Source organism: Mangrovitalea sediminis (assembly GCF_002514725.1).
In the GTDB taxonomy this organism is placed as follows: Bacteria; Pseudomonadota; Gammaproteobacteria; order Pseudomonadales; family Oleiphilaceae; genus Mangrovitalea; species Mangrovitalea sediminis.
This window is the reverse complement of record NZ_NTLB01000001.1, coordinates 540,081-565,249: the sequence shown is the minus strand read 5'-3', so window position 1 is coordinate 565,249 and position 25,169 is coordinate 540,081. Positions and strand designations below refer to the sequence as shown.

Below are 25,169 nucleotides of genomic sequence, written 5' to 3'. Positions count from 1 at the left end.
GTACGGCGGCTGAGGGGCGTCCTCGGACCTTTCATGTCGATGGAAACCAGGCACGGGGACCGCTCTCCGAAGCCTGTCCGTGTTTAAACGAAGCTGACGTGGGGTCTTGGGCCCTGTATGGTGTCGGACAAGCGTGGCAGAGTGAGGTGCTTCCGGGGTTATCTGCCGGGATGTGGAAGCTGCGTGTCACTCACGCGTAAAGGTTCCCCATGAAGGCGCTCCGCCTGCGTTATCAGACCATTGAGTTTGATGACATCGATATCCATGTCCGGACGTTAAGGGACAATCAGCAATTCTCCGATGTTGACGGTGTTGCCGAAAAGCTGGGGATCTCCTCGGCCAGTTGGCCCTTGTTCGGCATTATCTGGGCATCCGGCCGGGTGCTTGCACATCTGATGGTCGACTATGACGTCGAAGGTCGCCGTATCCTGGAGGTGGGCTGCGGAATAGCCTTGGCCAGCCTGGTGCTGAATCATCGCCAGGCGGACATTACGGCGACGGATTATCATCCGGAAGCGGAAAAATTCCTGCACGAAAACGTTCGCTTGAACCAAGGGGAAAGCATTCCCTTCGTGCGCACAGGCTGGGAGGATGACCCTGCGGCCCTGGGGCGTTTCGACCTGATCATCGGCAGCGATCTGTTATACGAGCATGAGCATGTCGATGCGCTCTCCCAGTTTGTCGAGCGACATGCGACGCCCCAGGGGGATGTGGTACTGGTGGACCCCGGTCGCGGACACCATGCGCGCTTCAGCAAACGTATGGTCAGCATGGGTTACTCCCATCAACAGCATCGTCCTGAGCCGGCAGACTATCTGGAGCAGCCGTTCCGGGGGCAAATCCTGCAATATCATCGCTAGGTGAAACGGGTGTATCTGAATCAAACCGTTGGTGTGATGAGGGAACCTCGCCAGTGGCGGCGGTCATTGTGAGAACGTAGTGAGGTGGCTGTTGCATTGGAAGATGAGTGGCGAAGGAAACCGTGCCTGTGCGGGAACGTCAGTTGTACTTCATCCCCAACTCCATTAACTTTCCGTGAATTGCGAGCCTACCGTGCGAGCATTGCGCGTTGAGGGACATTTAATGGACATGGTCGCCGAGCCTTTCCGCCTTTCACAAGCACTACATGCTGCGCTCTCTCCTTGGGGTGTCGTGTCGGACGAGTTGTTGCGTGAGCTGGAACCCTTGTTTGAGGCGCGGCAATACTCCGGCGGCCAATTCCTGGCCATGCCCGGCAAGGCGTTCGACCGCGTCCTGGTGGTAGCCCGTGGGGTCTTGCGTTTTTTCATCCTCGATGAAGAGGGGCGTGAGTGGAATAAGGGGTTTGCCGCCGAGGGGCGACTGACTGGCCCGCTGGCGGAAACACACATGTCCTGGCCTGATCCGTATGGCATGCAGGCGATCGAAGACAGCGTCGTTTTCGAGGCTCCGGCCGCAACCTTTAGTGCTTTGGCGGCCGGGAACGCCGTTCTTGACGGAATGGTCAAACGTTATGTTGGTGCGTTACTCCGGATGAAGGCGGATCGGCTGACGGGGTTCCAACGGCTGGATGCTACCGGGCGCTATCGCGATTTTCTGGAACGTTATCCGGAACTGGCAGGCCGCCTACCGCAGTATCACATCGCCTCCTACCTTGGGATCTCCGAGGTGTCGCTCTCGCGCCTGCGACGCAAGGTGGCGGGTAACCTGAGCTGAGCCGCGGCTTAACATCTGTTAAGGCGTCTGCTTAGCACCCTCTTTTATGCTCTCTCCTCGACCGGATTATCCGGAGGCTTAACCGATTCGAGGAAGTAGACAATGAGTTCATTAGCAACGCCCCCCGTCGAGCCCCTGCCGCGATACGGCAATCCGCTTTCTCTTGATCAGGCTCGTCAGGTCATGGCTGCGGCTGAGCAGGAAGCGGCCTGTCAGCAGTGGCCGATGGTCATCACGATCGTCGACAGCACCGGCCATCTGGTCATGGTGCATCGTTTGGAGCACGCCCAATACGGCAGCATCAAGGTGTCTCAGTTGAAGGCGCAGACGGCATTGGACTTTCGCCGGCCGACACGGCTGCTCGAGCAAGCGGTTGAGCAGGGCGGTCTGGGGCTGCGACTGCTGTCCGTGCCCGGGGTGGTGGCCCTGGAGGGCGGATTGCCATTAATTGCCGGGGGGCTGATCGTCGGCGCTATTGGTGTGTCTGGTATGCAGTCAACGCAGGATGCACAGGTGGCAATGGCCGGAGCGGCAGCCTTGGACTGAGACCGTTGAGTACTGGGAAGTGTCGGCTTGCCGATGAGGTAAAGGGTGACAGCTAGGGCCAGAGCGGGTATTTCGCTCTGGCCCTTCGGACTTGCTCACTGCTCAGCGGTTTCCCGCGCCACGGCGCGGTAGCCGATATCCTTCCGGTAATACAGGTCCTGCCACTGAATCTTGGCCGCTAATGCATAGGCCCGCTGTTGGGCTTCGGTGACGGTCTGACCCAGAGCGGTGGCGCAGAGGACGCGGCCGCCGTTAGTGACTACATTGCCGTTCTCCATGCGTGTACCGGCATGGAAGACCTTCTCGCCTTCGATTTCCGTTTCGGGTAATCCGCTGATGACATTACCTTTGGCGTAGCTGTCCGGATAACCGCCGGCAGCCAGCACGATGCCCAGGGAAGCGCGCTCGTCCCAGTCAGAGTCGCACTGGTCGAGGCGTCCGTCGACCGCGGCATTGCAGAGTTCCACCAGATCGGAGCGCATGCGCATCATGATCGGTTGGGTTTCCGGGTCGCCGAAGCGGCAGTTGAACTCGATCACTTTGGGGCTGCCGTCGGCGGCGATCATCAGGCCGGCATAGAGGAATCCCGTGTAAGGGTTATCCTCGGACGCCATGCCGCGCACGGTGGGCATGATGACCTCGTCCATGATGCGGTCATGGATCGCAGGGGTCACCACCGGCGCCGGGGAGTAAGCGCCCATGCCGCCGGTGTTAGGGCCGGTATCGGCATCTCCGACACGTTTGTGGTCCTGACTGGTGGCCATGGCGAGTACATGTTCGCCGTCGACCATAACGATGAAGCTGGCTTCCTCGCCGTCGAGGAAATCCTCCACCACGACCCGGTGGCCCGCGTCGCCGAATTTGTTGCCGGCCAGCATGTCCTTCACGGCGTCTTCGGCTTCCATCAAGGTCATGGCGACGATCACGCCTTTGCCTGCCGCCAGGCCGTCGGCCTTGATGACGATCGGGGCGCCGCGCTCACGCACGTAAGCCAGGGCCTGGTCGACATCGGTAAAGTTCTGGTACTCGGCGGTTGGGATCTGGTGGCGCGCCAGGAAGTCCTTGGTGAACGCTTTGGAGCCCTCAAGTTGTGCGGCTTTGGCGCTCGGGCCGAAAATGCGCAGGCCGCGTGCGCGGAACAGATCGACGACACCCAGTACAAGAGGTGCTTCGGGGCCCACGATCGTCAGGCCGATGTCCTGCTGCTCGGCAAAGTCTGCCAGGGATTCAAGGTCGGTGACCTCGATGCCCACGTTTTCCAGTTTGGGCTCCAGCGCCGTGCCGGCGTTGCCGGGGGCGACGAATACCTTTTCCACATAGTCCGCCTGGGCGGCTTTCCAGGCCAGAGCATGTTCGCGTCCGCCGCTGCCGATCACAAGAATCTTCATGGTGTTTTCCTCTGTCGGATCAGTGACGGAAATGACGCATGCCGGTGAAGACCATCGCGATACCGTGTTCATTGGCCGCGTCGATGACTTCCTGGTCGCGCATGGAGCCACCGGGCTGGATGACGGCACGGATACCGGCTGCCGCCGCGGCGTCGATGCCATCGCGGAACGGGAAGAAGGCGTCGGAAGCCATGACCGATCCGGCGACCTCCAGCTTCTCATCCGCGGCTTTAATGCCAGCGATTTTCGCACTGTACACGCGACTCATCTGCCCCGCGCCTATCCCAATGGTACGGCCCTGCTTGGCGTAGACGATTGCGTTGGACTTGACGAACTTGGCCACTTCCCAGGCGAACAACAGATCGTTGAGTTCCTGCTCGCTCGGCGAACGCTCGGTAACGACCTTGATGCTGTTCATGTCGACCATGCCCAGATCACGGTCCTGCACCAACAGGCCACCGGTCACCCGCTTGTAGTCCATCGTCGCAGCACGTTCTGCAGCGAACTCGCCGCAGGCCAGCACGCGGACGTTTTTCTTGGCTTCGAAGACGGCCAGGGCAGCATCGCTGACGACGGGAGCAATCACGACTTCGACAAACTGACGCTCGACGATGGCCTTGGCGGTTTCCACGTCCAGCTCACGGTTGAAGGCAATGATGCCGCCAAACGCGGAGGTTGGGTCAGTCGCGAAAGCGAGGTCGTAGGCTTGGCGGATATCGACGCCGATGGCCACGCCGCAGGGATTGGCGTGCTTGACGATGACGCAGGCCGGATCAGAGAAGGGCTTGACGCACTCCAGGGCAGCGTCCGTATCGGCGACATTGTTGTAGGACAGCTCCTTGCCCTGCAACTGGGTTGCGGTGGCAATACAGGCTTCTTTCGGCTGACGCTCGACATAGAAGGCGGCACGCTGGTGCGGGTTCTCGCCATACCGCATGTCCTGCGCCTTGCGGAAATGCAGGTTCAGGGTGCGGGGGAAGGCGGGGTTGTCATTGTCGGTTGTGCGTCCGCCGAGGTAGTTGGCGATGGCTCCGTCGTAGGCGGCAGTGTGCTCAAAGGCACGTACGGCCAGGTCGAAGCGGGTCTCGCGGGTCAGGCCGCCATCGTTGTTATTGAGCTCGTCGAGTACCCGGTCGTAGTCGGAAGCATTGACGACGATGGCGACATCTTCGTGATTCTTGGCAGCCGCCCGGACCATGGTCGGACCACCGATATCGATGTTCTCGATGGCATCAGCCAGGCTGCAGTCTTCTCTGGAGACGGTTTGCTCGAACGGATACAGGTTGACCACGACCAGGTCGATGGCCTGGATGCCATGCTGCTCCATGATGGCGTCGTCGGTGCCGCGACGGCCTAGAATGCCTCCATGGACTTTCGGGTGCAGCGTCTTGACGCGGCCGTCCATCATTTCCGGGAAGCCGGTGTAATCGGAGACCTCGGTCACCGGAACGGCGTTTTCGCTCAGCAGGCGGAAGGTGCCTCCGGTGGAGAGCAGTTCGATACCGCGGCGGCTCAGGGCCTTGGCAAAATCGACGATACCGGTTTTGTCGGAAACGCTGATGAGCGCGCGACGGATGGGGACTATCGGTTTCTTGGACATGATCTGGTCGTCTGCAGTCGTTCGGCTAGACAAAGGGGAGCGTCGCAATAGGACGTCCCCATGGATTCAGGAAGGGATTATAACAGGCCGTACTGTTTCAGTTTCTTGCGCAGCGTGCCGCGATTGAGACCCAGCATGACGGATGCACGGGTCTGGTTGTTGCGGGTATAGCGCATAACGTGTTCGAGCAGCGGGGCTTCGACCTCGGACAGGACCAGCTGGTACACGTCGGTGACCGGGGCGCCGTCGAGTTGGGCGAAGTAGTTGGTCAGCGCCTGCTCGACGCTGTCGCGCAGGGTAACGCCCGTTCCATTGCCGGCAAGAGCCTGCAGTGTCTGGTTCTCATTATTGGCGAGTGGGTTTTCGGCCATGGTTTCGGCACTCATGCTGCAAACACCTCTTGGTTCCGTAAGTCTTCGAAATAGGATTCAATACTGTCCAGTTGCGCGGATTTATCGTCCAACGCATTAAAATACTTGCGAAAAGTCCCGTCCTGGTCATGCACCTGCAAGTACCAGCCCACGTGTTTACGCGCAATTCGCACGCCCATGGGATCCCCATAAAACGCATGCAGGGCGTTGAGATGGCCCAGCAAGGTTTCCCGAATCTCGTCGAGCGCCGGGGTGGGGAGTTGGCTTCCTGTCCGTAGGAAATGGTCGATTTCCCTGAAAATCCAGGGATTCCCCTGCGCGGCCCGGCCGATCAAAAGACCGTCTGCGCCGGTATGGCGCAGCACCTGAAGGGCCTTTTCCGGCGTATCCACATCGCCGTTGGCGAAAACCGGAATCGACACCGCAGCCTTGACCTCGGCAATGGTGTCGTATTCGGCATCGCCCCGATAGCCGCAGGCCCGGGTGCGACCGTGGACGGCCAGCGCCTGTATGCCTGCGTCCTCCGCCATCCTGGCAATACGGGGGGCATTGCGGTTGTCGGTATCCCATCCGCTGCGCATTTTCAGCGTCACCGGTACCGTGACGGCTTCGACCACCGCCTGCAGGATGTCCCTTACCAAAGCTTCGTCTTTCATCAACGCGGAACCGGCAGCCTTGTTACAGACTTTTTTGGCCGGGCAGCCCATGTTGATGTCGATGATCTGGGCGCCGCGTTCGGCATTCAGTCGTGCGGCTTCCGCGAGCATGGCCGGATCACCGCCGGCGATCTGTACGGAACGTGGCTCCGGCTCTCCCGTATGATCCAGGCGCAGTCGGGATTTGCGCGTGTTCCACAGGCGACTGTCGGCGATCAACATCTCCGAAACCGCGAGTCCGGCACCCAGCTTTCGGCATAACAGGCGAAAGGGAAGGTCCGTGACACCGGCCATGGGAGCCAGAATCAACGCGTTATCCAGCTTGTAGGGACCGATGTGTACCACCCTGTTCTCCTGCTAAAGAACTGGTCAAATGTCAGCCAGGTTTCGGGGGCGCTAATGATACCCCCCGTACTGCAGGGGTTAAAGGGGAAAATGGCGGAAAAAGTTGATTAATATTCGTTCGGGCTGGTTGACTTTTAGTCAGCCTTCTGGGAATGGCCGAGCCTGCCGGAAGGTCGGTGAGAGTGGGGCCCAGTCAGGGCCCCGTCTGGATTATTGGGCGGCTGTCGATCGAGCGAAGAAGGCAATGTTGTAGTTGACGGCATCGCGTCCCGGATCCTTGATCGACAGGGATATCCGCACCGGCGTATTCGGTGGCATGGTCTTCATGCCTTTGGCTTCTCCAGCCAGATATTCGTCCGGTTGGAACAGGCGCTGCGCGACGACGTCATTGTTCAGGTTCGAGAAGGTCAATGCGATGGCCGGGAACGGCTGGCCGAAAGGTGCCTGATTGACAATGATCGCGTCGACCACCAGTACGTTGGGTTGATCGGTTTTGGCGCGAACCAGCAACTGCTGGCTCTGGATCTGGCTGACATCGATCAGTGGCGGCAGCTTGCAACCGACCCAGTGGCAGCCCATTTCGTAAAAGGGGCGCAGGGTTGGGATACGCGACAGTTTATCGAACTGGAACCAGGTAACCTGGGCAACGGCGCCACCGATCAGTGCCAGCAGGACGAGCGTCCAGAAAATGCGCTTGCCCCAATGCCGGGAGGGGCGCTCGTCGAGCGCGATAGGCTCTGCCCTGAGGTGGTCGAACCGTTGTGCCGCGACGGGCTTGGCCTTTGGTTTCTGTACTGCCTCCCTGTCGTCGGGTTCGACTGTCATCCGGGGCTCGGCGCGCAGCGGTTGCTCTGTTTCCGACGGTGCAGGGGTCGCCCTCGGCCGGGGTTGGGAAGACGGACGCGGTGCGGATTCCTTTGGCTCAGGCGTTTCGGGTGCCTTCTTTTCCTTGTGGTCTTCCTGCAGTATTTCCTCTGCCCAGCTTTCGTCGATATTCTCTTCCGTGTGCTCGACGCTGTCGCTGTCCTGGAAGCCCGGCTCATCTTCACGGTCCAGGGAGAGGAAGCTGTCGCTCAATTCATCGTTGTCGAACAGCTTCTTGTTGCCGGCATATCCGCTGTCGGTGCTGTCTTCCTCGGGGTTGTCGGCAAAAAGCAGTTCGTCCTCGTCCGGCGCTGCTGTTGCCGGCTTAGGCTTTGGCGGCTCTTGTGGCTCGGGTTCCGGTGGCGGCTCGACGGCCTTGGTGGGCGGAGCTTTCTGTGGCGCTGGCTCGGCCGGAGGTGCAGGGGGCGTGTCGTCGATCTGATATTCCGTCGCGTTGAAGACGCCCATGCAGTGCCCGCAACGGACTTTGCCGGAGGCCATTTTCAATTGTTCGTCGGTTACCCGGAAACGGGTCTGGCAGTGGGGGCAGCGGGTGAGTATGCTCATGCACGTCCTTCAGGCCAATGCCGGTGTCTGGCAAACTACAATCGCGGTAACGTGGGTCCGGCGACTGAAGGCCGGTAACACACCTGGCATCGTATACTACGTTTTCCTTGCGTTAGCCGCTACCGGTGTCGTGAACGCTGCACTGCAGCGTCTGCCACCGCTTTGGCCGTTTGCGGAATCGTCGATTCTGGGCAAGTGTATTCGAAAACAGCTCTTCGAAAAACAGTGTAGTCGGAAACCGGAGTACGGTCACCCGTTTGCCTGATGCCGACGTCCCTGCAGTCTCACCCAACCATCCTGCTCTGCCGGTTCTTCCATATCGAACCAGTGCTCGTAACGCTTCAGAAGATCGTCTGCCTGATTCGACAGAATGCCTGAAAGTACGATCCAGCCGCCGGGACGAACCCGTTGTGCGAGCATAGGAGCAAGCTCCATCAAGGGTTGCGCCAGGATGTTAGCGAGCAGGATGTCCGCCTGTGTTTCCGGCGCCGCCTCGGGTAGGTAGAGGTCGAGCCGCTCGGTGGCGACGTTATTGCGCCGGGCGTTTTCGCGGCTGGCCTCCAGGGCCTGGGGGTCCATATCGACGCCGATGACATGGGGCGCTCCAAGCAGCAGAGCGGCTAGTCCGAGAATGCCCGATCCACAGCCGTAATCGATAATTTCCTTGCCGCCGACCTCGGCACTGTCGAGCCATTCCAGGCAAAGCGCCGTGGTCGGGTGCGTGCCGGTACCGAAGGCCAGTCCAGGGTCGAGCATCAGGTTGACGGCATCGTCGGTGGGCGGTGTATGCCAGCTCGGGCAAATCCAGAGGCGTTGCCCGAAGCGCATGGGCTGGAAGTCGTCCATCCAGGCCCGTTCCCACTCCCTGTCTTCAAGCAGCTCGACCTCGATGTCACCCAGCGACTGGGCTGTTTCAGCGTGGTAAAGCGCCTGCAGTTGGGACTGAATGGCGTCGAGATCCTGCTCACTCTTGAACAGGCCGGTAACCCGGGTGCTGTTCCAGAGTGGTGTCGTTCCCAGTTCGGGTTCGTACAGCGGCTGGTCCAGTGCGTCGTCCATGGAAACGGCATCCGCGCCGAGCGACATCAGCAGGTCTTCGAGCTGCTCGGCATGATCCGGGTCAGTGTGAACGTGCAGTTGTATCCAGGCCATGCCGATGTCCTTGGGAGGGCTTCGGGTGACGGGCGCCCGTGAAGGCGTCAGTCCCGAATCAGTTTTTCCAGATAATGAATGGTGAAGTCGACGTGGCGGAAGGCGCTATCGCGCACCAGTCGCCGGTGCAGCGGCGTATTGGTCTTGATGCCGTCCACGACCAACTCGTCCAGTGCAATGCGCATCCGGTTAAGGGCGATGTCCCGGTCGTCACCAAAGGTGATCAGCTTGCAGACCAGCGAGTCGTAGTACGGTGGCACCGTATAGCCGCTGTACAGGTGGGAGTCCACCCTGACGCCGTTGCCGCCCGGTGCATGGAAATGGTTGATGCGGCCGGGGCTGGGACGGAAGGTTTCCGGATCCTCGGCGTTGATGCGGCATTCGATAGCGTGACCGCGAATGACGATGTCGTCCTGGCTGACAGATAGCGGCAGGCCGCTGGCAATCCGCAGCTGCTCCTTGACGATATCCACACCTGTCACCATTTCAGTGACCGGATGCTCAACCTGAACACGGGTGTTCATCTCGATAAAGAAGAACTGGCCATCCTGATAGAGGAACTCGAAGGTACCTGCGCCGACATAGCCGATTTCGCGGCAGGCGCGAACACAGGCGTCGAGGACCTGGGCGCGGGCGTCCGGATCGATATTGGGGGCCGGGGCCTCTTCCAGGACCTTCTGGTGGCGGCGCTGCATGGAGCAGTCGCGATCGCCGAGGTGAATGACGTTGCCATGGGTGTCGGCCAGTACCTGAACTTCGACGTGCCGTGGCGTATCGAGGAATTTTTCCAGATAGACGGTATCGTCACCGAAGGCGTTGCGGGCCTCGGACTGGGTGATATACACCGAGTTGAGCAGGGCTGCTTCGGAATGCACGACCTGCATGCCGCGTCCGCCACCGCCGGCTGCCGCCTTGATGATTATGGGGTAGCCGATTTCCTGGGCAACGGCCAGGGTGCGCTCGGCGTCGCTGCCGACCGGACCGTCTGAGCCGGGTACGGTGGGAACACCGGAACGAGCCATGGCCTTGATGGCGGAGACCTTGTTACCCATCAGGCGAATGACTTGGGCGGGTGGTCCTATAAAGCGGAATCCACTTTTTTCCACCTGCTCGGCAAAGTCGGCGTTTTCCGCCAGAAAGCCATAGCCCGGGTGAATGGCCACGCTATCAGTGACCTCAGCTGCGCTGATGATCGCCGGAATATTCAGGTAGCTGTCGGTGGCGCTGTTGGGCCCGATGCACACGGATTCGTCCGCCAGACGGACGTGCATCAGGTCGCGGTCGACGCTGGAGTGGACCGCCACGGTACGGATGCCCAGCTCCTTGCAGGCACGGAGAATGCGCAGGGCAATCTCGCCGCGATTGGCAATAAGGACTTTTTCTATCATGATTCAGGACTAACCTGTCGTCACACGATGACCAGCAGCGGTTGATCGAATTCCACCGGCTGGCCGTTGTCTACAAGGATTTCGGCGATGGTGCCGCTCTTGTCGGCCTCGATCTGATTCATCATCTTCATCGCTTCGACGATGCAGAGCACATCGCCTTCCTTGACTGTTTGACCCACTTCCACGAACGCGGGCGCTGTCGGAGACGGTGAGCGATAGAACGTGCCCACCATCGGTGAGCGCATCAAATGCCCCTTGGGTTTGTCTTCTGCAGGCTTGCCCGCTTCGGTCGCTGGTTGCGCCGGAGCTGCAGCCGGGGCGGGTGCCGCTACGACGGTCGCCGGTGCCGTGTAAGCATCGGGCTGGCGGCGGCGAGTAATGCGAACGGCGTCGTCGCCTTCCTTGATTTCCAGTTCTTCAACGTCGGACTCTTCCAACAGTTCAATCAGTTTCTTGACTTTACGAATATCCATGGGCTCTTTCTCGGTGCATTCAGGACGCGATTCGTTTTAACGCCGCCTGCAGGGCCAGTTCGTACCCCTGACTTCCCAGTCCGCAGATGACGCCGACAGCGGCATCCGAGAAATAGGAGTGGTGGCGAAACGGTTCACGTGCATGAACGTTGGACAGATGGATTTCAATGAATGGAATGTCGACGCCCAACAGGGCGTCTCGTAAGGCCACGCTGGTATGCGTCAACGCGGCAGGGTTAATCAGGATGAAATCCACGCCTTCCTGCCGGGCTTCATGGACCCGGTCGATCAGTTCGTATTCGGCGTTGGATTGCAGGTGAAGCAAATGATGACCGGCTTCGGCCGCGATGTCATGGAGGCGGTGATTGATGTCCGCCAGTGTTTCACGACCATAGATCTCGGGTTCCCGGGTGCCCAGCAGGTTCAGGTTCGGTCCATGCAGAACAAGAATGGTGGCCATTACGGAGTCCGTTATGTCGAGAAACATTTGCGTCGCCAAGCTGTCGTTTGGCGACTATAGACGACAAATCGCGGCAATTTCACGCAAGTTTGCCGACTTCTACTGGCAACTTCAACCCATTTTGCGAGGTGCAGACATGCTCCCGGTGCCGGGTCAGTCAATGTGAGGGCATTGTCAATCAGGATTGGGCGGGGGTCCATACGACGTATGGCGATGGGGCAGTCGCCCGGGGCCGGGCGACCGGTCAATCATCTGGCGTGGGTGGCGTCAGGCATCGGCTCCTGCACTGGCGGCGGCGACGGTATTCCGTCCGGCACGTTTGGCGTCATAGAGTGCCCTGTCGGCTTTTTCGCACAGCTGTTGGGACGCTTCTCCTGTCCAGTCGGCGACGCCACAACTGAAGGTGACACGGAAATCCTCGTTGCCGGCCGGTTGTAACAGTTCGCCGAAGCGTTCGCGAATTTCATTCAATACGGTGCGTGCATCCTGTTCCCGGGTATCCGGGAGGATAATAGCGAACTCCTCGCCGCCGTAACGGCCGATGTGGTCGGTCTTGCGCAGGCGCTGCTTGAGGAACAGCGACAGGCTGCGGAGCACACGGTCGCCGATGGGGTGGCCGTAGCTGTCATTGATTTTTTTGAAGTAATCAATGTCCAGCATGGCGAAGGTGAGCGGTTGGCCGCTCTGTCGCGCCTTGTTGATCTCCACATCGAGCAGGTGCAGCGTGTGGGTGTGATTGTAGAGGCCGGTCAGGCTGTCGCGGATCATCAGTGCCAGCAGCGAGCGGGCGCGGCGGCCACGGTTGTGGATGGTGGCGATAAGGTGCTTGGGGTCGATCGGCTTGGTGAGGAAGTCGTCACCGCCCAAGCTCATGGCGTGAAGCTGTTTGTTGACGTCGTCTTCGGCAGACAGGTAGATGATCGGCACGCTGTGGAGGCGGTCCTGCTGGCGGATCACGCGGGCGATCTCCATGCCGGTACAACCTGGCATGTACATGTCGAGAATGATGATTTCGGGAGAGAATTCATCAAGGGCGTCCATCACCAGCATGGGATCGGTAATGATCCGGGATTTCATGCCGGCACGATTGAGCACGTTCTCCATGAACTTGGCCTGGGCGCGGGAATCGTCGACAACCAATACCCGGTAAGGCTCGATCGGATTCGAGTGAGTGTAGGTCTCGATCTTCTCGATGAGCTGGCCGGGGTCCACTGCCCGGTGGAAGAATTCTTCGCCGCCGGAACGGGATGCGCGCAGGCGGGTGCCGATACTGCCGTCATCTTCGCTGACGAAAATGATCGGGATGGGCGTTTCGTGGTGTTGTTGAAGTGCTTCGATGGTCTCAATGCCCTGCTGCGGGCTGCCTCCGAAGTTGACGTCGATGACAATGGTTTCTGGCTTGTGCCTCGAGCATTCGTCGATGAGTGCCTGTGGGGTATCGAACGCGGCGGCGCGGAAGCCGAAGAATTCCAGTTGCTTGATGACCCGGTGGCTGCTCTCCGGGCTGTCGAGCGCAATGTAGATAGGGGTGCGCAGCAGGGTCCTGGGCGGCTCGTCCTGGGACTGATCGGTCCGCCTCAGGGTGCACTGGCTCAGGCGATCAATGGCACCCTGCAGTTTTTCCTGCGTGTCGGGGGACAGCTGTTGGCCTGCCTGCCAGCCGGACAGGCTGGTTTTCAGCTCGTCACCGACGGCCGCGTGCTTCTCCATCTCAAAGCGATGGGCATATTTGATGAGCTTGTCGACGGCGTCGTTAAGTTCGCTCCGCAGAAGAGCATCGCCTGCGGTTTCGCCGTCACGGACCTTTTGCCAGGTCTCGAGAACGATCCTGGCCTGAGTGGTTACGCGGCGAGCGAAGTGTTGTTTGAGTTTTTCGCGCTGACTTTCGTCGGTCATGAGTTGCGCCTTGCCTGTCCGGTATTTGCGATCTGTGGCAGCGTGCCGGGTCTGGTTATGGGTATTTTTATCATTGTCGGGTCGACGTTGATGACTATAGTGTGTATTAAAGGCTGATGCTTTCCCCGGTGTTCAGGATGTGACCGGACCGACACCTGTCGGATGCAAGGGACAGAATCAGCTTACCCTTAACTATAGTCGCTCTCGCCGCACAGGTGTAAACGATTGTAATATCGGGTGTTATGCTCAGATGACGCAAAGGGAAGCGCGGGCGCCATACCGGCTCAAGACATTACTGCTGACATTCACCGGCATATTGATGCTGGTGTTGTTGGCTGGCAGCTTTTACGTCAGCTTCGAGCGTTTTCGCGCCTATTTGTCATTGCAGCTCCAGGAGCATGCCCAGGATGCGGCAACGGCGCTGGGGCTTTCTCTCTCAAATGCCATCGACGGCCGTGACCCGGTAGCCTCATCATTGGCCATTGATGCCATGTTCGATAGCGGCGACTACCGGTCGATCCTGTATCTCGATGTCAACGGGCAGGAGGTCGCGGGTCGCCGGGCGGGCGATGGGATCGAAGGTGTTCCGCCCTGGTTCGTTCATCTCGTACATTTGCCGTTCCCTCAAGGGCAGGCGCAGGTGGTCCATGGTTGGCAGCAGCTCGGGCGGGTGATCGTTACCGGCAGCCCGGCCCGGGCCTATCGGGACCTGTGGGCGAGCCTGCGTAACCAGACCCTGTGGTATCTCGCCATTGCGATTCTTGCGCTGTTTCTCCTGTATCGCATGGTTCGCCTGATTCTGCGCCCCCTGCTGGCCATGGAGCATCAGGCGAATGCGATTCGCCAGCGGGATTTCAGTGTTCATGTTCCTTTACCCCAGACCCGGGAGCTGCGCAAAGTCAGCTTGGCCATGAACCAGATGGCGGATGATCTGGGCGTGCTTTTCGACGGCCAGCTTAAGCTGATTGAACAGTTGCGCCTGCAAAGCACGGAAGATCAGGTCACCGGCCTGTTCAACCGCTCCACGTTCGACCAACGCCTGCGGGCGGAGCTGGAGTCGGAGGATGGGATTGGAACCGGCACCTTGATCCTGATTCAATTGGCCTATTTCGCCGATTTCAATCATGCCCGTGGACGTCAGGCGGGCGATGCGGTGCTGCAGCAGATGGCTGGCGTCGTGGATGAATTTGTCACGGGCCACAGCAGCGCCTTTGCCGGGCGGCGGGGCGGTGCCGAATTTGTCCTCTTCCTGCCCGGCATCGGTATGGTGGATGCCGAGCATTGGCTGTCGGATCTGATTCTCCAGTTGGAGCGAGTCTACAGTCGGGTGGCAGATGCCATGACCAGCGGCGTCCATGCGGGGCTGGCTGCCAGCCGCGGCGGTCTCAAGGCATCCGAGCTGCTCTCTCGGGCCGATGCGGCTCTGCGTCAGGCGCAAGACGATATGGTCAGCGGCTTTCGCCACTACGATGAGGAGCTGGGTGGTGTCGAGGGGGCGGAACGCTGGCGGCAGATCCTGCAGGATGCACTTGACGGTGAACGCATTCATCTCCTGTTCCAGCCGGCACGGAATATTGCGACGGGCGATACCGCCTATTATCAAGTGCTGTCCCGGGTTGAGGTGGACAGTGAATGGGTGACGGCCAGCGTTTTCATTCCGTTGGCAGAACGGTTCGCCCTGGTCTCGCGGCTGGACCGCCTTGTGTTCGACTTGGCACTGAAGTGGCTGGAAGCGCATCCGGGTGTCTTCCTGTCGCTGAGTGTTGCGACAGCCTCCGTCGGCGACGACGACTTCCTTGATGGGTTGCAGCGGTTGCTTCGCAGGGTGGGCGATCTCGCCAGCCGTGTCTGGATGACGGTGCCTGAACAGGTGGTAAGGTTGCAGCGCAGTGGCTTTGAGAAGCTTCTGCGTATCGGCGGAGAGTCGGGAGCGAAGGTCATGGTCGATCGCTTCGGTGTGGGGGGGGTGCCCTTCAACTACCTGCGCCAATTACCCGTGCAGGGAATCCGCATCGACCGTAGCTATATCCGCGACATCGACAAGCACCCGGAGAACCTGTTCTTTATTCAGTCCATCCTGCCGATTGCTCATGGCCGGGGAGTGAAAGTCTGGGTCAACGGGGTGGAAACCGCCGCCGAGTGGGATCTGCTGCGAAAGCAGCCGATCGATGGCGGTATGGGGTATCATTTGGGGCGTCCGCAAGAAGCGCCGGAGAATGGCGCCAATCCTTGATCAGCGGTTTTCTTGACCCGTTACGGTTGCCCGGGATTATCTGTTTCCGGCAAGGTGTGTGTGCGGCGCTGTCTGCGAACCGGTCCTGATACAGAGGCCGGCAACGTATTGAATCAGGAAAATGACAATCATGTGGCATCGAATTACTGCGGCTCTGGGTGAGCGCTGGGAAAGTCTCCAGGATTTTGTTGGTGGACGTCATATTGCGCGGATTATCGGGGTGGTAGTGGCCCTGTACCTGGTGGTAACCATCATCCTGGGGATGTATTGGAGTTCCGAGCCGCCGTTGTTTTCCGTCCAGAAGGTGGCGGCCGACATGGCGCAGCAAAACAATCGAAAGGTCGTTATCGGTTTCACGACCACCGCGACCCTGATTCATATGGGAGATGTCCTGCTCACCAAGCCCGGGGGATACCTTTCCAACGATATCTTTCCGCCGGGGGTCTGGCTGGACAATATGCCAAACTGGGAATACGGCGTCCTGGTGCAGATGCGCGACATGGCACGGGCGTTGCGCCGCGATATGAGCCGCTCCCAGAGCCAGTCCGCAGAGGATAAGGACCTCACCGTGGCTGAGCCGCAGCTGAATTTCGATAACAACAGTTGGGCGATTCCGTCTACGGAGGGTGAGTATCGCCGAGGCCTGAGAGCCTTGCGCGGTTACCTGCTGCGGTTGTCTGACCCCAAACAGCCGCAGGCACAGTTCTATGCTCGATCGGATAACCTTAATGCCTGGTTGGGAGACGTGCAGTCCCGTCTCGGCAGCCTTTCCCGGCGCCTGAGTCAAAGTGTGGGCAATGTCGAACTGAATGCAGCGATGAAGGGTGACAAGGGCGCGCGGCAGTCGACGGAACAACCGGCTTCCGAATATGTGCAGACACCCTGGACCAAGATCGATGACGTTTTCTATGAGGCGCGTGGCCAGTCATGGGCGCTGATTGAATTGCTGGAGGCCGCGGAGGTCGACTTCCATGGTGTGCTGGTGGATAAGAATGCGCTGGTCAGCTTTCAACAGATTATTCTTGAGTTGAAGGCGACGCAGGAGCCGATCTGGAGCCCGATGATTCTCAATGGCAGCGGTTTTGGGGTCCTGGCCAACCATTCGTTGACAATGGCTTCCTACCTGTCTCGGGCCAATGCGGCCATCATCGACCTGAGATCCCTGCTGGCCCAAGGTTGAGATCCTGTCTCGGCAGACAGATACAGGGAATCGGGAATAAAAAAAGAGCAGCCATGGGCTGCTCTTTTTGTTGATGCCAACCGGTTCGGATTACTTGCCGGCGTTGTAGGCATCCACAGATTTCATGATGGCTTCGCGCGCGGCGTTTGCGTCGTCCCAGTCGCGCACCTTGACCCACTTGCCGTGCTCCAGATCCTTGTAGTTCTCAAAGAAGTGCTTGATCTGCTCGCGCAGCAGCAATGGCAGGTCTTCGACCTCTTTGACTTCATGGTACAGGGTGGACAGCTTGTCGTGAGGAACCGCAACCAGCTTGGCATCTTCGCCGGCTTCGTCTTCCATGTGCAGCATGCCGATTGGGCGACAGCGGACAATGGAGCCGGGAATGACCGGGTAGGGCGTGACAACCAGAACATCCAGAGGGTCGCCATCATCCGCCAGGGTATGGGGGATAAAGCCGTAGTTGGCAGGGTAGAACATGGGGGTAGACATGAAGCGGTCTACCAATACAGCGCCCATCTCCTTGTCGATTTCGTACTTGATCGGCGAGCTGTTGGCCGGAATTTCGATGACGACGTAGATATCGTCCGGTGGATTCTTGCCCGCGGGGATGTTGTCGAAAAGCATGTTGTTGTCCTTTCTGAGCCGGGTTTATGAATACGAGGTGGCGTGATTATACGGGATGGGCGGTGCCTGAGAAACCGCCGGGGAAACCCGGTTGCCTTCTGGACGTCAGCCTGCCCTAGAGGCCCATTTGCTTGGCGATCAGCTCTTTCATGATCTCAGTCGTGCCGCCGCCGATCGCAAGGATACGGGCATCCCGGTATAGGCGTTCGACCACAGACTCCCGCATATAGCCCATGCCACCATGCAGTTGCACGGCTTCGCGGGTGACGCGCTCGCAGGCCTCGGTGGCAAAGTTCTTTGCCATGGCGACCTGTCGTATCGGGTTTTTCCGGGCTTGCATCAAGGCCGCGCAGCGGTATGTGTATTCGCGGGCCAGATCGACATCGGTGGCCATGTCCACCAGTTTGTGCCGGGTCACCTGAAAGCCGGCGACGGTGCGGCCGAAGGCCTTACGGCTGCGGGTGTATTCCAGGGAGGCCTCCAGTGCCAGTTCGGCTGTCATGTAGGCCATGACGCTGAGCATCAGGCGCTCGCGCAGGAAGTTGGCCATGATGGCGATGAAGCCGGCATTTTCCTGGCCGATCAGGTTTTCTGCGGGCACCCGGCAGTCGTCGAAGAAGAGTTCAGCGGTATCACTGGCCCACCAGCCCATCTTGTTCAGTTTGCGGCCGACACTGAAGCCCGGGGTCCCTTTCTCGATCAGCAGCAGGCTGATGCCGCCATGCCCCTCGTCGCCGGTGCGTACGGCGACAGTGTAGTAATCTGCCCGAATACCGCTGGTGATAAAGGTCTTGCTGCCGGAAACCCGATAATGGTCGCCGTCGCGAACGGCACGGGTTTTGAGGCGGGCCACGTCCGATCCGCCGTCGGGTTCGGTAACCGCGAGAGCGGCAATTTTCCTACCGGCGAGTACGTCCGGAACCACCCGGTCGCGAACCTCGGGCCTGGCCCACTGGACGATGGGGGGCAGGGCAATATCCAGTGAGCCCAGTCCGGCCACGAGTCCGCCTGACGTGGAGCGCAACAGCTCCTCGCTGACGGCTATCTTCAGGAAAAGGTCTCCCTCGCCGCTGCCGCCGAACTTCTCCGGATAACCGATGCCCAGGAGGCCAGCCTCTCCTGCCTGGTGGTAAAGTTCCCTCGGGAACTCTCCCTGTTCTTCCCAGTCATCGATATGCGGGAGGATATGCCGGGCAACAAAGCGTCTGGCCATTTCCCTGGCTTGGTTGTGGGTCTCCGAAAAATATTCGGTGTTGGACATGGGGCTCTCCTTGCAGTGAGCGATAAGGGTAATTAGCTATTGAGTCTGCCCCAAACACAAAAACCAAGCAAGCGCTTGGTTGTAGGCAGGCGGGTTGGAATCATGGCATTATTCGTTGTTTGCAATCGCCGGGCGCTCTAGAGTTGCTAGTGCCGACAGCATTGGTACGGGACAGGGTCCTGTGTCTGTCGGTCTGGGGATTAGCGTCCGGAACAACCACTTCCTGCCCACCGGGGAGAGTATCTCAGATGAAAATCAGGAAGGTTTTGATCGCCAATCGAGGCGAAATCGCCGTGCGTATTGCGCGGGCCTGTCAGGAGATGGGCATCAAGGCGGTCGCCATTCATTCGGAGGCGGATCGTTATGCGTTACACGTTAAGAAAGCTGATGAGGCGCACTCCATCGGCGCCGATCCGCTGACCGGGTATCTCAACCCGCACCATATCGTTAATCTCGCCGTGGAAACCGGCTGTGATGCCTTGCATCCGGGTTATGGTTTCCTCTCGGAAAATGCCACGCTGGCTGCGGTGTGCCGTGAGCGGGGGATTCGTTTTATCGGCCCTTCTGCAGACGTGATTCGCAAGATGGGGGACAAGACGGAAGCCCGCACCGCCGCTATTGCGGCTGGTGTGCCGGTGACACCGGGCTCCAAGGGCAACCTGCGTGACCTGGATGATGCGGTCAAACAGGCCGAGGCGATCGGTTATCCGGTCATGCTCAAAGCCACCTCGGGTGGCGGCGGCCGGGGTATTCGCCGCTGTAATGACGAGAAAGAGCTGCGTCAGAACTACGAGCGGGTCATCTCCGAGGCAACCAAGGCCTTTGGCAGCGCTGATGTGTTTTTGGAGAAGTGCATCGTCAATCCGCGCCACATCGAGGTGCAGGTGCTGGCCGACAGCCACGGTAACGTTATTCACCTGTTTGAGCGGGATTGCTCGATCCAGCGGCGTAACCAGAAGCTGATCGAATTGGCGCCGTCGCCACAGCTCGATGAGGCGCAGCGCCAGTATATCGGTGATCTTGCCGTGCGCGTCTCCCGCGAAGTGGGCTACGAAAACGCAGGCACCGTCGAATTCCTGCTGGCGGACAACGGCGATTTCTATTTCATGGAAATGAACACCCGCGTCCAGGTCGAACACACCATCACGGAGCAGATCACCGGGGTAGACATCGTCAAGGAACAGATCCGCATTGCCGCTGGTGAAGCGTTGCGTTTCAAGCAGGAAGATATCGCCTACAAGGGGTTTGCGGCCCAGTTCCGTATCAATGCGGAGGACCCCAAAAACGGGTTCTTGCCCAGCTTCGGTAGAATCAGTCGCTACTACTCCCCGGGTGGTCCCGGTGTGCGCACTGATGCGGCTATCTACACCGGGTATGAAATTCCGCCCTATTACGACTCCATGTGCGCGAAGCTGATTGTCTGGGCCATGGATTGGCAGGAACTGATCGAGCGCTCGCAGCGGGCGCTGAACGATATGTCGATTTTCGGGATCAAGACGACGATTCCCTATTATCAGGAAATCCTCAAGCACGAGGAGTTCCGTTCGGGTTCGTTCAACACCGGTTTTGTCGAAGCGCACCCGGAATTGACCCAATACAGCATCAAGCGGCGCCCGGAGTCCCTGGCGGCGGCGCTGGCTGCCACGATTGCCGCCCAGGCCGGCCTGTAAGGCGAAAGGAGAATTCACACCATGGCAAAGCGCAAGATCCATATTACCGATGTCATCCTGCGGGATGCACACCAGTCTCTGATCGCGACCCGCATGCGTACCGAGGACATGCTTCCGGCCTGCGAACTCCTGGACAAGGCCGGTTACTGGTCGCTCGAGTGTTGGGGCGGAGCCACCTTCGATGCCTGTGTGCGCTTCCTCAAGGAAGACCCCTGGGAACGCCTGCGCCAGCTGCGGGCAGCGCTGCCCAATACGCGCTTGCAGATGCTGTTGCGCGGTCAGAATTTGCTGGGGTACCGGCATTATGCCGACGACGTGGTTGAAGCCTTTGTGCAGAAAGCCGCCGATAACGGGATCGACGTCTTCCGTGTCTTCGATGCGTTGAACGATGTGCGTAACCTGGAAACCAGCATCAAGGCCGTGAAGAAGGCCGGCAAGCATGCCCAGGGAACCATCTGCTACACGACCAGTCCGGTGCACACGATCGAGATGTTCCTCGATCAGGCCAAAGCGATGGCGGATATGGGCTGTGACAGTATCGCCATCAAGGATATGGCCGGCCTGCTGACGCCAAAAATCACGGCGGATCTGGTGAGCGCGCTCAAGAAGAGCCTCAATCTGCCGGTATTCCTGCACTCGCACTACACGTCCGGCATGGCGACGATGTGCCAGTGGGCCGCTGTGGAAGCGGGTGTCGACCATATCGATACGGCATTGTCCGCCTTCGCCGGCGGCACAAGCCATCCGCCCACCGAGACCTTGGTGGCGGCGCTGGAAGATGCCGGCTATGAAACCGGACTCGATCTGGTGACGCTGGACAAGATCACCCAGCATTTCCGTGAGGTTCGCAAGAAGTACCACCAGTTCGAGAGCGAGTACAACGGCGTCGACACCACCGTGCTGCTCAGCCAGGTGCCGGGTGGCATGATGTCCAACCTGGCGAATCAGCTGAAGGAGCAGGGCGCGCTGGAGAAAATTCGTGATGTCTTCGAGGAAATTCCCCGTGTTCGCGAAGATCTCGGCTTCCCGCCGCTGGTGACGCCAACCTCGCAGATCGTTGGTACCCAGGCGGTGATTAACGTACTTAGCGGCAAGCGCTACGAGAACATCACCAATGAAGTGAAAAAGTATCTGCAGGGCTGGTATGGCCAGGCTCCCGGCAAGGTGGATGAGGACCTGCGGCAGCGCGCCGTGGGTATGGAAGACCTGATCGATGTGCGCCCGGCAGACCTCTTGCCCCGTGAACTGCATAAACTGAAGGATGAGATCGGTGAGTTGGCGGAGTCCGAAGAGGACGTGCTGACGTTTGCTATGTTCCCTGACCAGGCGCGGACTTACCTGGAGCAGCGTAAGGCCGGTACCCTGCAGCCGGAGCCGCTGGAGCCGAAGCCGACGATGAAGGCGATGGGTAGCGTGTCCACCGAGTTCAAGGTGACGGTGCACGGTGAAACCTACGATGTGCATATCACGGGGGTCAGCCCGAGCAGCGACAAGGAAAGCCGCTTCTATATGACCGTCGATGGTATGCCGGAAGAAGTGAACCTGGAGACGCTGGCTGAGTTCAACACGGAAGGTAGCGGTGGCGGCAAGCGGGCCAAGGCCTCGGCCGAAGGTCATGTCACTACCAGTATGCCGGGTAACATTGTGGATGTGCTGGTCAAGGAAGGCGATATGGTCGAAGCCGGCGATCCGGTCCTGATCATCGAAGCCATGAAGATGGAAACCGAGGTCAAGGCGCCGATTGGCGGTAAGGTCGTCGCGACGCATATCAAGAAAGGCGATCGCGTTACGCCATCAGAGGTGTTGATCGAGATCGAGTCGGCTTAAGACGTCGGCTGACGAAGGAAAAAGGGCGCCGTCAGGCGCCCTTTTTTGTGGCAATTGACTGCATTCGCAGGGCGCGGTTATTGCGCCCTATCTGGAGTTGTGTGCTTCAAAGGGTAGAGGCTTACCCCTTGATCCGCTCAATCGTCTCCACTCCGGAAGGCCGTCCAACCAGCAATACATCGGCCGGGCGCCGCGCAAAGAGTCCGTTGGTCACCACGCCGACAATCTGGTTCAACTGTTCTTCAACATGGATGGGGCGCCCCAAGTCCATGTTGTGCACGTCGAGAATGACGTTGCCATTGTCGGTCACGACACCTTCCCGATAAACCGGGTCGCCGCCGAGCTTGACGATTTCGCGAGCGACATAGCTGCGGGCCATGGGGATGACTTCGACAGGCAGTGGAAAGGTGCCCAGTCGCTCGACCTGTTTGCTTTCGTCGACGATGCAGATGAATTGCTTGGCGACAGCCGCAACGATTTTCTCGCGTGTCAGCGCGGCGCCGCCGCCCTTGATCAGCTCCAGGTGCGGGTTGGTTTCGTCGGCGCCATCGACATAGAAACTCAGGTCTTTCACGCTGTTGAGGTCGTAGACGCTGATGCCGTGGTCGCGCAAGCGGCGGGCACTTTCCTCGGAGCTGGCGACGGCCCCGTCGAAGCGTGCCTTGTGGGCGCCGAGCAGATCGATAAAGTGGTTGGCGGTGCTGCCGGTACCGATCCCGACAACGCTTTCGGCGCCAAGGCGAGGCAGAAGGTAGTCCAGTGCGGCCTGGGCAACGGCCTGTTTGAGTGCGTCCTGATTCATGGTCGGTTCCCCAGTAGCCAGCAAATGTGCGGGTTATTATATCGGTCGGGCCGGGTTGCTTGTAGACGGGGGCGACCAAAAGTTCATAATATGGCGCCTTCGCTATGCGTTACCGTTGTTTGCCCGAGTGCTCGGGAATCATGCGCGGTGCGCTCTTACCCCAAATACGCCGCTTCCCGGGATGTCTCCTGTCATGCCACAACGCTACATCAAGAAAATTCTGGATGCGCGGGTGTACGATGTGGCGGTCGAATCGCCGATTACCCACGCCCGTATCCTCTCCCGTCGCTTCAATAATACCATCCTGCTGAAACGTGAAGACCTGCAGCCGGTGTTTTCCTTCAAGCTGCGTGGTGCCTACAACAAGATTCGCCAGTTGTCGGAAGAAGAAAAGGAGCGTGGCGTCATTTCTGCGTCGGCGGGAAACCATGCGCAGGGTGTGGCGTTGGCCGCGCATCGCCTGGGAATCAAGGCAACCATTGTCATGCCGCAGACGACGCCAGAGATCAAGGTGAATTCGGTACGCGGCCACGGTGCCAAGGTGGTCCTTAAGGGTGACGCTTTCGATGAGGCGTCGGCTTATGCCCAGGAGCTGGTGGCGAAGAAGGGGCTGACCTATATCCCGCCCTACGACGACGAAGAGGTTATCGCCGGGCAGGGTACCGTGGCAATGGAGATGCTCTGGCAGCATACCCAGCCGCTGCATGCCGTCTTTATTCCCGTTGGCGGTGGTGGCCTGATTGCGGGCATGGCGGCCTATATCAAGTATCTGCGCCCCGAGGTCAAGGTTATCGGTGTTGAGCCGGAAGATTCCAACTGCCTGCAGGCCGCCCTCAAGGCGGGTAAGCGGGTGGTGCTGGATGAAGTCGGTATCTTTGCCGATGGCGTGGCTGTGCGTCAGATCGGTAAGCATCCCTGGGAAATCTGCCGGTCCTGTGTAGACGAAGTGATCACCGTGACCACTGACGAAATCTGCGCGGCGATCAAGGATGTGTTCGATGATACGCGCTCTATCGCTGAGCCTGCCGGCGCGCTGGCGGTGGCAGGTATAAAAAAGTATGCCCAGCGTGAGGCGATCGAGGGAGTGAACCTGATCGGTGTCATCAGCGGTGCCAACATGAACTTCGACCGCCTGCGCTATGTTTCAGAGCGCACGGAGATTGGTGAAGAGCGAGAAGCGATTCTGGCCGTGACCATTCCGGAGCGGCCCGGCAGTTTTAAAATGTTCATCAAGGCGTTGCACAAACGCAATATCACGGAATTTAACTACCGCTACTCCGATCAACAGGATGCGCGCATCTTCGTCGGCGTGCAGATCCAGGCTGGCGGGCTGGGGCGCGAGGAACTGGTAAAGGAGCTGAATGATACCGGGTACACAGTTCTGGACCTGACCGACAACGACGTGGCCAAGCAGCATATTCGACATATGGTCGGAGGGCATGCGCCAGCGGTGGTCAACGAACGGGTTTTCCAGTTCGAGTTTCCTGAGCGGCCGGGTGCGTTGATGAAGTTCCTGATGTCGCTGGGGACCCGATGGAATATTTCCATGTTCCATTATCGGAACCACGGTGCCGCCTACAGTCGCGTGCTGATGGGGGCTCAGGTCGAGGACGATGAGCTGGAGGAGTTTCAGGGAATGTTGGCGCGGATTGGCTTCCGGTACGAAGAAATGACGGATGATCCTGCCTATCGTTTATTTCTTGGGAATTGAAAGAGTTGTCGCGATTAAGGTTGTGAACCTTTACTCTATGGAGAAATTTTAATAACTGTAAAATTGCGGCTTTAAAATTACGTGATATTCTTATAATCACGTCTGAGAGTTATCGCTAGCATCCTGATTCTTCAAAATAAACATCAGTTGTCGCGCCCTCTGAACAGTTGGCTGCAACTATAACGTCCGGCCTTTGGCTCGGGAGAATATCAATGAACCGCAAGCCCGATGTCATTCGGGTCCTCGTTATTGTGTTTGCATTGGGGCTCGTTGTTACGGGTATTTCCTCCTTGCAGGCGACTGAAGGACATCGCGCCGATGAGCTATCGGCGAAGGTATTGAACAACAACCTGTTTCAGAAATCGGGGCGCCAGGACGCCTCCGGCATGGTCAGCGCCCGCTAGCAATTCGGACGAAGTCGGAAGGCCGCCGTTTCGGGCTTTCCGCCTTTGTGGTCCAG

Annotated in this window: 22 protein-coding genes; 9 read left to right on the top strand and 13 right to left on the bottom strand. The window is 59.1% G+C overall.

The features are described from left to right. Nucleotides 1–209: 209 nt before the first annotated feature. The 3 genes from CLR77_RS02730 (at nucleotide 210) to CLR77_RS02720 (ending at nucleotide 2,241) form a co-directional block, all read left to right on the top strand. The gene (locus CLR77_RS02730) at nucleotides 210–860 is read left to right on the top strand and encodes a class I SAM-dependent methyltransferase (RefSeq protein WP_097459041.1); all 651 of its coding nucleotides are present in this window, start codon (nucleotides 210–212) and stop codon (nucleotides 858–860) included. Between the two features lie 223 nt (nucleotides 861–1,083). After that, the gene (locus CLR77_RS02725) at nucleotides 1,084–1,695 is read left to right on the top strand and encodes a Crp/Fnr family transcriptional regulator (protein ID WP_097459040.1); all 612 of its coding nucleotides are present in this window, start codon (nucleotides 1,084–1,086) and stop codon (nucleotides 1,693–1,695) included. A gap of 102 nt (nucleotides 1,696–1,797) precedes the next feature. Continuing rightward, a complete protein-coding gene (locus tag CLR77_RS02720) occupies nucleotides 1,798–2,241 on the top strand; it encodes a GlcG/HbpS family heme-binding protein (RefSeq protein ID WP_097459039.1) in 444 nt (147 codons plus the stop codon). A gap of 95 nt (nucleotides 2,242–2,336) precedes the next feature. Here CLR77_RS02720 and purD read toward each other — a convergent pair whose 3' ends face one another. The 10 genes from purD to CLR77_RS02665 form a co-directional block, all read right to left on the bottom strand. Next, nucleotides 2,337–3,629: a phosphoribosylamine--glycine ligase gene (gene purD, locus CLR77_RS02715; RefSeq protein WP_097459038.1), complete on the bottom strand. Its 1,293-nt coding sequence runs from the start codon at nucleotides 3,627–3,629 to the stop codon at nucleotides 2,337–2,339. 19 nt (nucleotides 3,630–3,648) lie between these two features. Beyond that, on the bottom strand, nucleotides 3,649–5,229 hold the full coding sequence (gene purH / locus CLR77_RS02710) for a bifunctional phosphoribosylaminoimidazolecarboxamide formyltransferase/IMP cyclohydrolase (protein WP_097459037.1): 1,581 nt from the start codon (nucleotides 5,227–5,229) through the stop codon (nucleotides 3,649–3,651). Between the two features lie 77 nt (nucleotides 5,230–5,306). Next, nucleotides 5,307–5,615: a DNA-binding transcriptional regulator Fis gene (fis, locus tag CLR77_RS02705; protein ID WP_097459036.1), complete on the bottom strand. Its 309-nt coding sequence runs from the start codon at nucleotides 5,613–5,615 to the stop codon at nucleotides 5,307–5,309. Further along, nucleotides 5,612–6,601, bottom strand: a complete 990-nt coding sequence (gene dusB / locus CLR77_RS02700) for a tRNA dihydrouridine synthase DusB (RefSeq protein WP_097459035.1) — start codon at nucleotides 6,599–6,601, stop codon at nucleotides 5,612–5,614. Before dusB ends, fis begins: the two co-directional genes overlap by 4 nt. A 210-nt stretch (nucleotides 6,602–6,811) precedes the next feature. Further along, on the bottom strand, nucleotides 6,812–8,032 hold the full coding sequence (locus CLR77_RS02695; RefSeq protein WP_097459034.1) for a DUF3426 domain-containing protein: 1,221 nt from the start codon (nucleotides 8,030–8,032) through the stop codon (nucleotides 6,812–6,814). Between the two features lie 249 nt (nucleotides 8,033–8,281). Then, a complete protein-coding gene (gene prmA / locus CLR77_RS02685) occupies nucleotides 8,282–9,184 on the bottom strand; it encodes a 50S ribosomal protein L11 methyltransferase (protein ID WP_097459032.1) in 903 nt (300 codons plus the stop codon). 47 nt (nucleotides 9,185–9,231) lie between these two features. After that, nucleotides 9,232–10,572, bottom strand: coding sequence for an acetyl-CoA carboxylase biotin carboxylase subunit (gene accC, locus CLR77_RS02680; protein ID WP_097459031.1), 1,341 nt, complete (start codon nucleotides 10,570–10,572; stop codon nucleotides 9,232–9,234). A gap of 20 nt (nucleotides 10,573–10,592) precedes the next feature. Beyond that, entirely contained in the window at nucleotides 10,593–11,045 is a 453-nt protein-coding gene (gene accB / locus CLR77_RS02675; protein ID WP_097459030.1) for an acetyl-CoA carboxylase biotin carboxyl carrier protein, read from the bottom strand. Between the two features lie 19 nt (nucleotides 11,046–11,064). Further along, nucleotides 11,065–11,505 carry a type II 3-dehydroquinate dehydratase gene (gene aroQ / locus CLR77_RS02670; RefSeq protein WP_097459029.1) on the bottom strand — a complete coding sequence of 147 codons (441 nt, stop codon included), beginning with the start codon at nucleotides 11,503–11,505 and terminating at the stop codon, nucleotides 11,065–11,067. A 267-nt stretch (nucleotides 11,506–11,772) separates the two neighbouring features. After that, nucleotides 11,773–13,401 (bottom strand): diguanylate cyclase, encoded by a 1,629-nt coding sequence (locus tag CLR77_RS02665; protein ID WP_097459028.1) that lies wholly within the window; start codon nucleotides 13,399–13,401, stop codon nucleotides 11,773–11,775. Between the two features lie 250 nt (nucleotides 13,402–13,651). Between CLR77_RS02665 and CLR77_RS02660 the strand changes: the two genes are divergently transcribed. Both CLR77_RS02660 and CLR77_RS02655 read left to right on the top strand, forming a co-directional pair. Continuing rightward, a complete protein-coding gene (locus CLR77_RS02660; RefSeq protein WP_097459027.1) occupies nucleotides 13,652–15,634 on the top strand; it encodes a bifunctional diguanylate cyclase/phosphodiesterase in 1,983 nt (660 codons plus the stop codon). Between the two features lie 130 nt (nucleotides 15,635–15,764). After that, a complete protein-coding gene (locus CLR77_RS02655) occupies nucleotides 15,765–16,814 on the top strand; it encodes a DUF2333 family protein (RefSeq protein ID WP_097459026.1) in 1,050 nt (349 codons plus the stop codon). A 90-nt stretch (nucleotides 16,815–16,904) separates the two neighbouring features. On the opposite strand, the gene ppa is transcribed toward CLR77_RS02655, so the two are convergent. Together ppa and CLR77_RS02645 are read right to left on the bottom strand one after the other, a co-directional pair. After that, nucleotides 16,905–17,438, bottom strand: a complete 534-nt coding sequence (ppa, locus tag CLR77_RS02650) for an inorganic diphosphatase (protein ID WP_097459025.1) — start codon at nucleotides 17,436–17,438, stop codon at nucleotides 16,905–16,907. Between the two features lie 115 nt (nucleotides 17,439–17,553). After that, nucleotides 17,554–18,699: an acyl-CoA dehydrogenase family protein gene (locus CLR77_RS02645; protein WP_097459024.1), complete on the bottom strand. Its 1,146-nt coding sequence runs from the start codon at nucleotides 18,697–18,699 to the stop codon at nucleotides 17,554–17,556. Nucleotides 18,700–18,947: 248 nt separating this feature from the next. Here CLR77_RS02645 and CLR77_RS02640 point away from each other — a divergent pair, with 248 nt between their 5' ends. Together CLR77_RS02640 and oadA are read left to right on the top strand one after the other, a co-directional pair. Further along, a complete protein-coding gene (locus CLR77_RS02640) occupies nucleotides 18,948–20,369 on the top strand; it encodes an acetyl-CoA carboxylase biotin carboxylase subunit (RefSeq protein ID WP_097459023.1) in 1,422 nt (473 codons plus the stop codon). 21 nt (nucleotides 20,370–20,390) lie between these two features. Next, a complete protein-coding gene (oadA, locus tag CLR77_RS02635; RefSeq protein WP_097459022.1) occupies nucleotides 20,391–22,196 on the top strand; it encodes a sodium-extruding oxaloacetate decarboxylase subunit alpha in 1,806 nt (601 codons plus the stop codon). A gap of 121 nt (nucleotides 22,197–22,317) precedes the next feature. Here oadA and rpiA read toward each other — a convergent pair whose 3' ends face one another. Next, on the bottom strand, nucleotides 22,318–22,998 hold the full coding sequence (gene rpiA, locus CLR77_RS02630; RefSeq protein WP_097459021.1) for a ribose-5-phosphate isomerase RpiA: 681 nt from the start codon (nucleotides 22,996–22,998) through the stop codon (nucleotides 22,318–22,320). Nucleotides 22,999–23,191: 193 nt separating this feature from the next. On the opposite strand from rpiA, the gene ilvA reads away from it, so the two are divergent. Together ilvA and CLR77_RS02620 are read left to right on the top strand one after the other, a co-directional pair. Next, nucleotides 23,192–24,709 carry a threonine ammonia-lyase, biosynthetic gene (gene ilvA, locus CLR77_RS02625; RefSeq protein WP_097459020.1) on the top strand — a complete coding sequence of 506 codons (1,518 nt, stop codon included), beginning with the start codon at nucleotides 23,192–23,194 and terminating at the stop codon, nucleotides 24,707–24,709. Between the two features lie 212 nt (nucleotides 24,710–24,921). After that, nucleotides 24,922–25,113, top strand: a complete 192-nt coding sequence (locus tag CLR77_RS02620; protein WP_097459019.1) for a hypothetical protein — start codon at nucleotides 24,922–24,924, stop codon at nucleotides 25,111–25,113. Nucleotides 25,114–25,169: the final 56 nt, after the last annotated feature.

Bases quoted from the DNA above. Each gene is read 5' to 3' on its own strand.
- prmA (WP_097459032.1), bottom strand. From the start codon at position 9,184: ATGGCCTGGATACAACTGCACGTTCACACTGACCCGGATCATGCCGAG.
- CLR77_RS02655 (WP_097459026.1), top strand. From the start codon at position 15,765: ATGTGGCATCGAATTACTGCGGCTCTGGGTGAGCGCTGGGAAAGTCTC.
- ilvA (WP_097459020.1), top strand. From the start codon at position 23,192: ATGCCACAACGCTACATCAAGAAAATTCTGGATGCGCGGGTGTACGAT.
- CLR77_RS02620 (WP_097459019.1), top strand. From the start codon at position 24,922: ATGAACCGCAAGCCCGATGTCATTCGGGTCCTCGTTATTGTGTTTGCA.
- accC (WP_097459031.1), bottom strand. From the start codon at position 10,572: ATGATAGAAAAAGTCCTTATTGCCAATCGCGGCGAGATTGCCCTGCGC.
- CLR77_RS02665 (WP_097459028.1), bottom strand. From the start codon at position 13,401: ATGACCGACGAAAGTCAGCGCGAAAAACTCAAACAACACTTCGCTCGC.
- aroQ (WP_097459029.1), bottom strand. From the start codon at position 11,505: ATGGCCACCATTCTTGTTCTGCATGGACCGAACCTGAACCTGCTGGGC.
- CLR77_RS02660 (WP_097459027.1), top strand. From the start codon at position 13,652: ATGACGCAAAGGGAAGCGCGGGCGCCATACCGGCTCAAGACATTACTG.
- CLR77_RS02695 (WP_097459034.1), bottom strand. From the start codon at position 8,032: ATGAGCATACTCACCCGCTGCCCCCACTGCCAGACCCGTTTCCGGGTA.
- CLR77_RS02645 (WP_097459024.1), bottom strand. From the start codon at position 18,699: ATGTCCAACACCGAATATTTTTCGGAGACCCACAACCAAGCCAGGGAA.
- rpiA (WP_097459021.1), bottom strand. From the start codon at position 22,998: ATGAATCAGGACGCACTCAAACAGGCCGTTGCCCAGGCCGCACTGGAC.
- accB (WP_097459030.1), bottom strand. From the start codon at position 11,045: ATGGATATTCGTAAAGTCAAGAAACTGATTGAACTGTTGGAAGAGTCC.
- CLR77_RS02640 (WP_097459023.1), top strand. From the start codon at position 18,948: ATGAAAATCAGGAAGGTTTTGATCGCCAATCGAGGCGAAATCGCCGTG.
- CLR77_RS02730 (WP_097459041.1), top strand. From the start codon at position 210: ATGAAGGCGCTCCGCCTGCGTTATCAGACCATTGAGTTTGATGACATC.
- ppa (WP_097459025.1), bottom strand. From the start codon at position 17,438: ATGCTTTTCGACAACATCCCCGCGGGCAAGAATCCACCGGACGATATC.
- CLR77_RS02725 (WP_097459040.1), top strand. From the start codon at position 1,084: ATGGACATGGTCGCCGAGCCTTTCCGCCTTTCACAAGCACTACATGCT.
- oadA (WP_097459022.1), top strand. From the start codon at position 20,391: ATGGCAAAGCGCAAGATCCATATTACCGATGTCATCCTGCGGGATGCA.
- CLR77_RS02720 (WP_097459039.1), top strand. From the start codon at position 1,798: ATGAGTTCATTAGCAACGCCCCCCGTCGAGCCCCTGCCGCGATACGGC.
- purH (WP_097459037.1), bottom strand. From the start codon at position 5,229: ATGTCCAAGAAACCGATAGTCCCCATCCGTCGCGCGCTCATCAGCGTT.
- purD (WP_097459038.1), bottom strand. From the start codon at position 3,629: ATGAAGATTCTTGTGATCGGCAGCGGCGGACGCGAACATGCTCTGGCC.
- fis (WP_097459036.1), bottom strand. From the start codon at position 5,615: ATGAGTGCCGAAACCATGGCCGAAAACCCACTCGCCAATAATGAGAAC.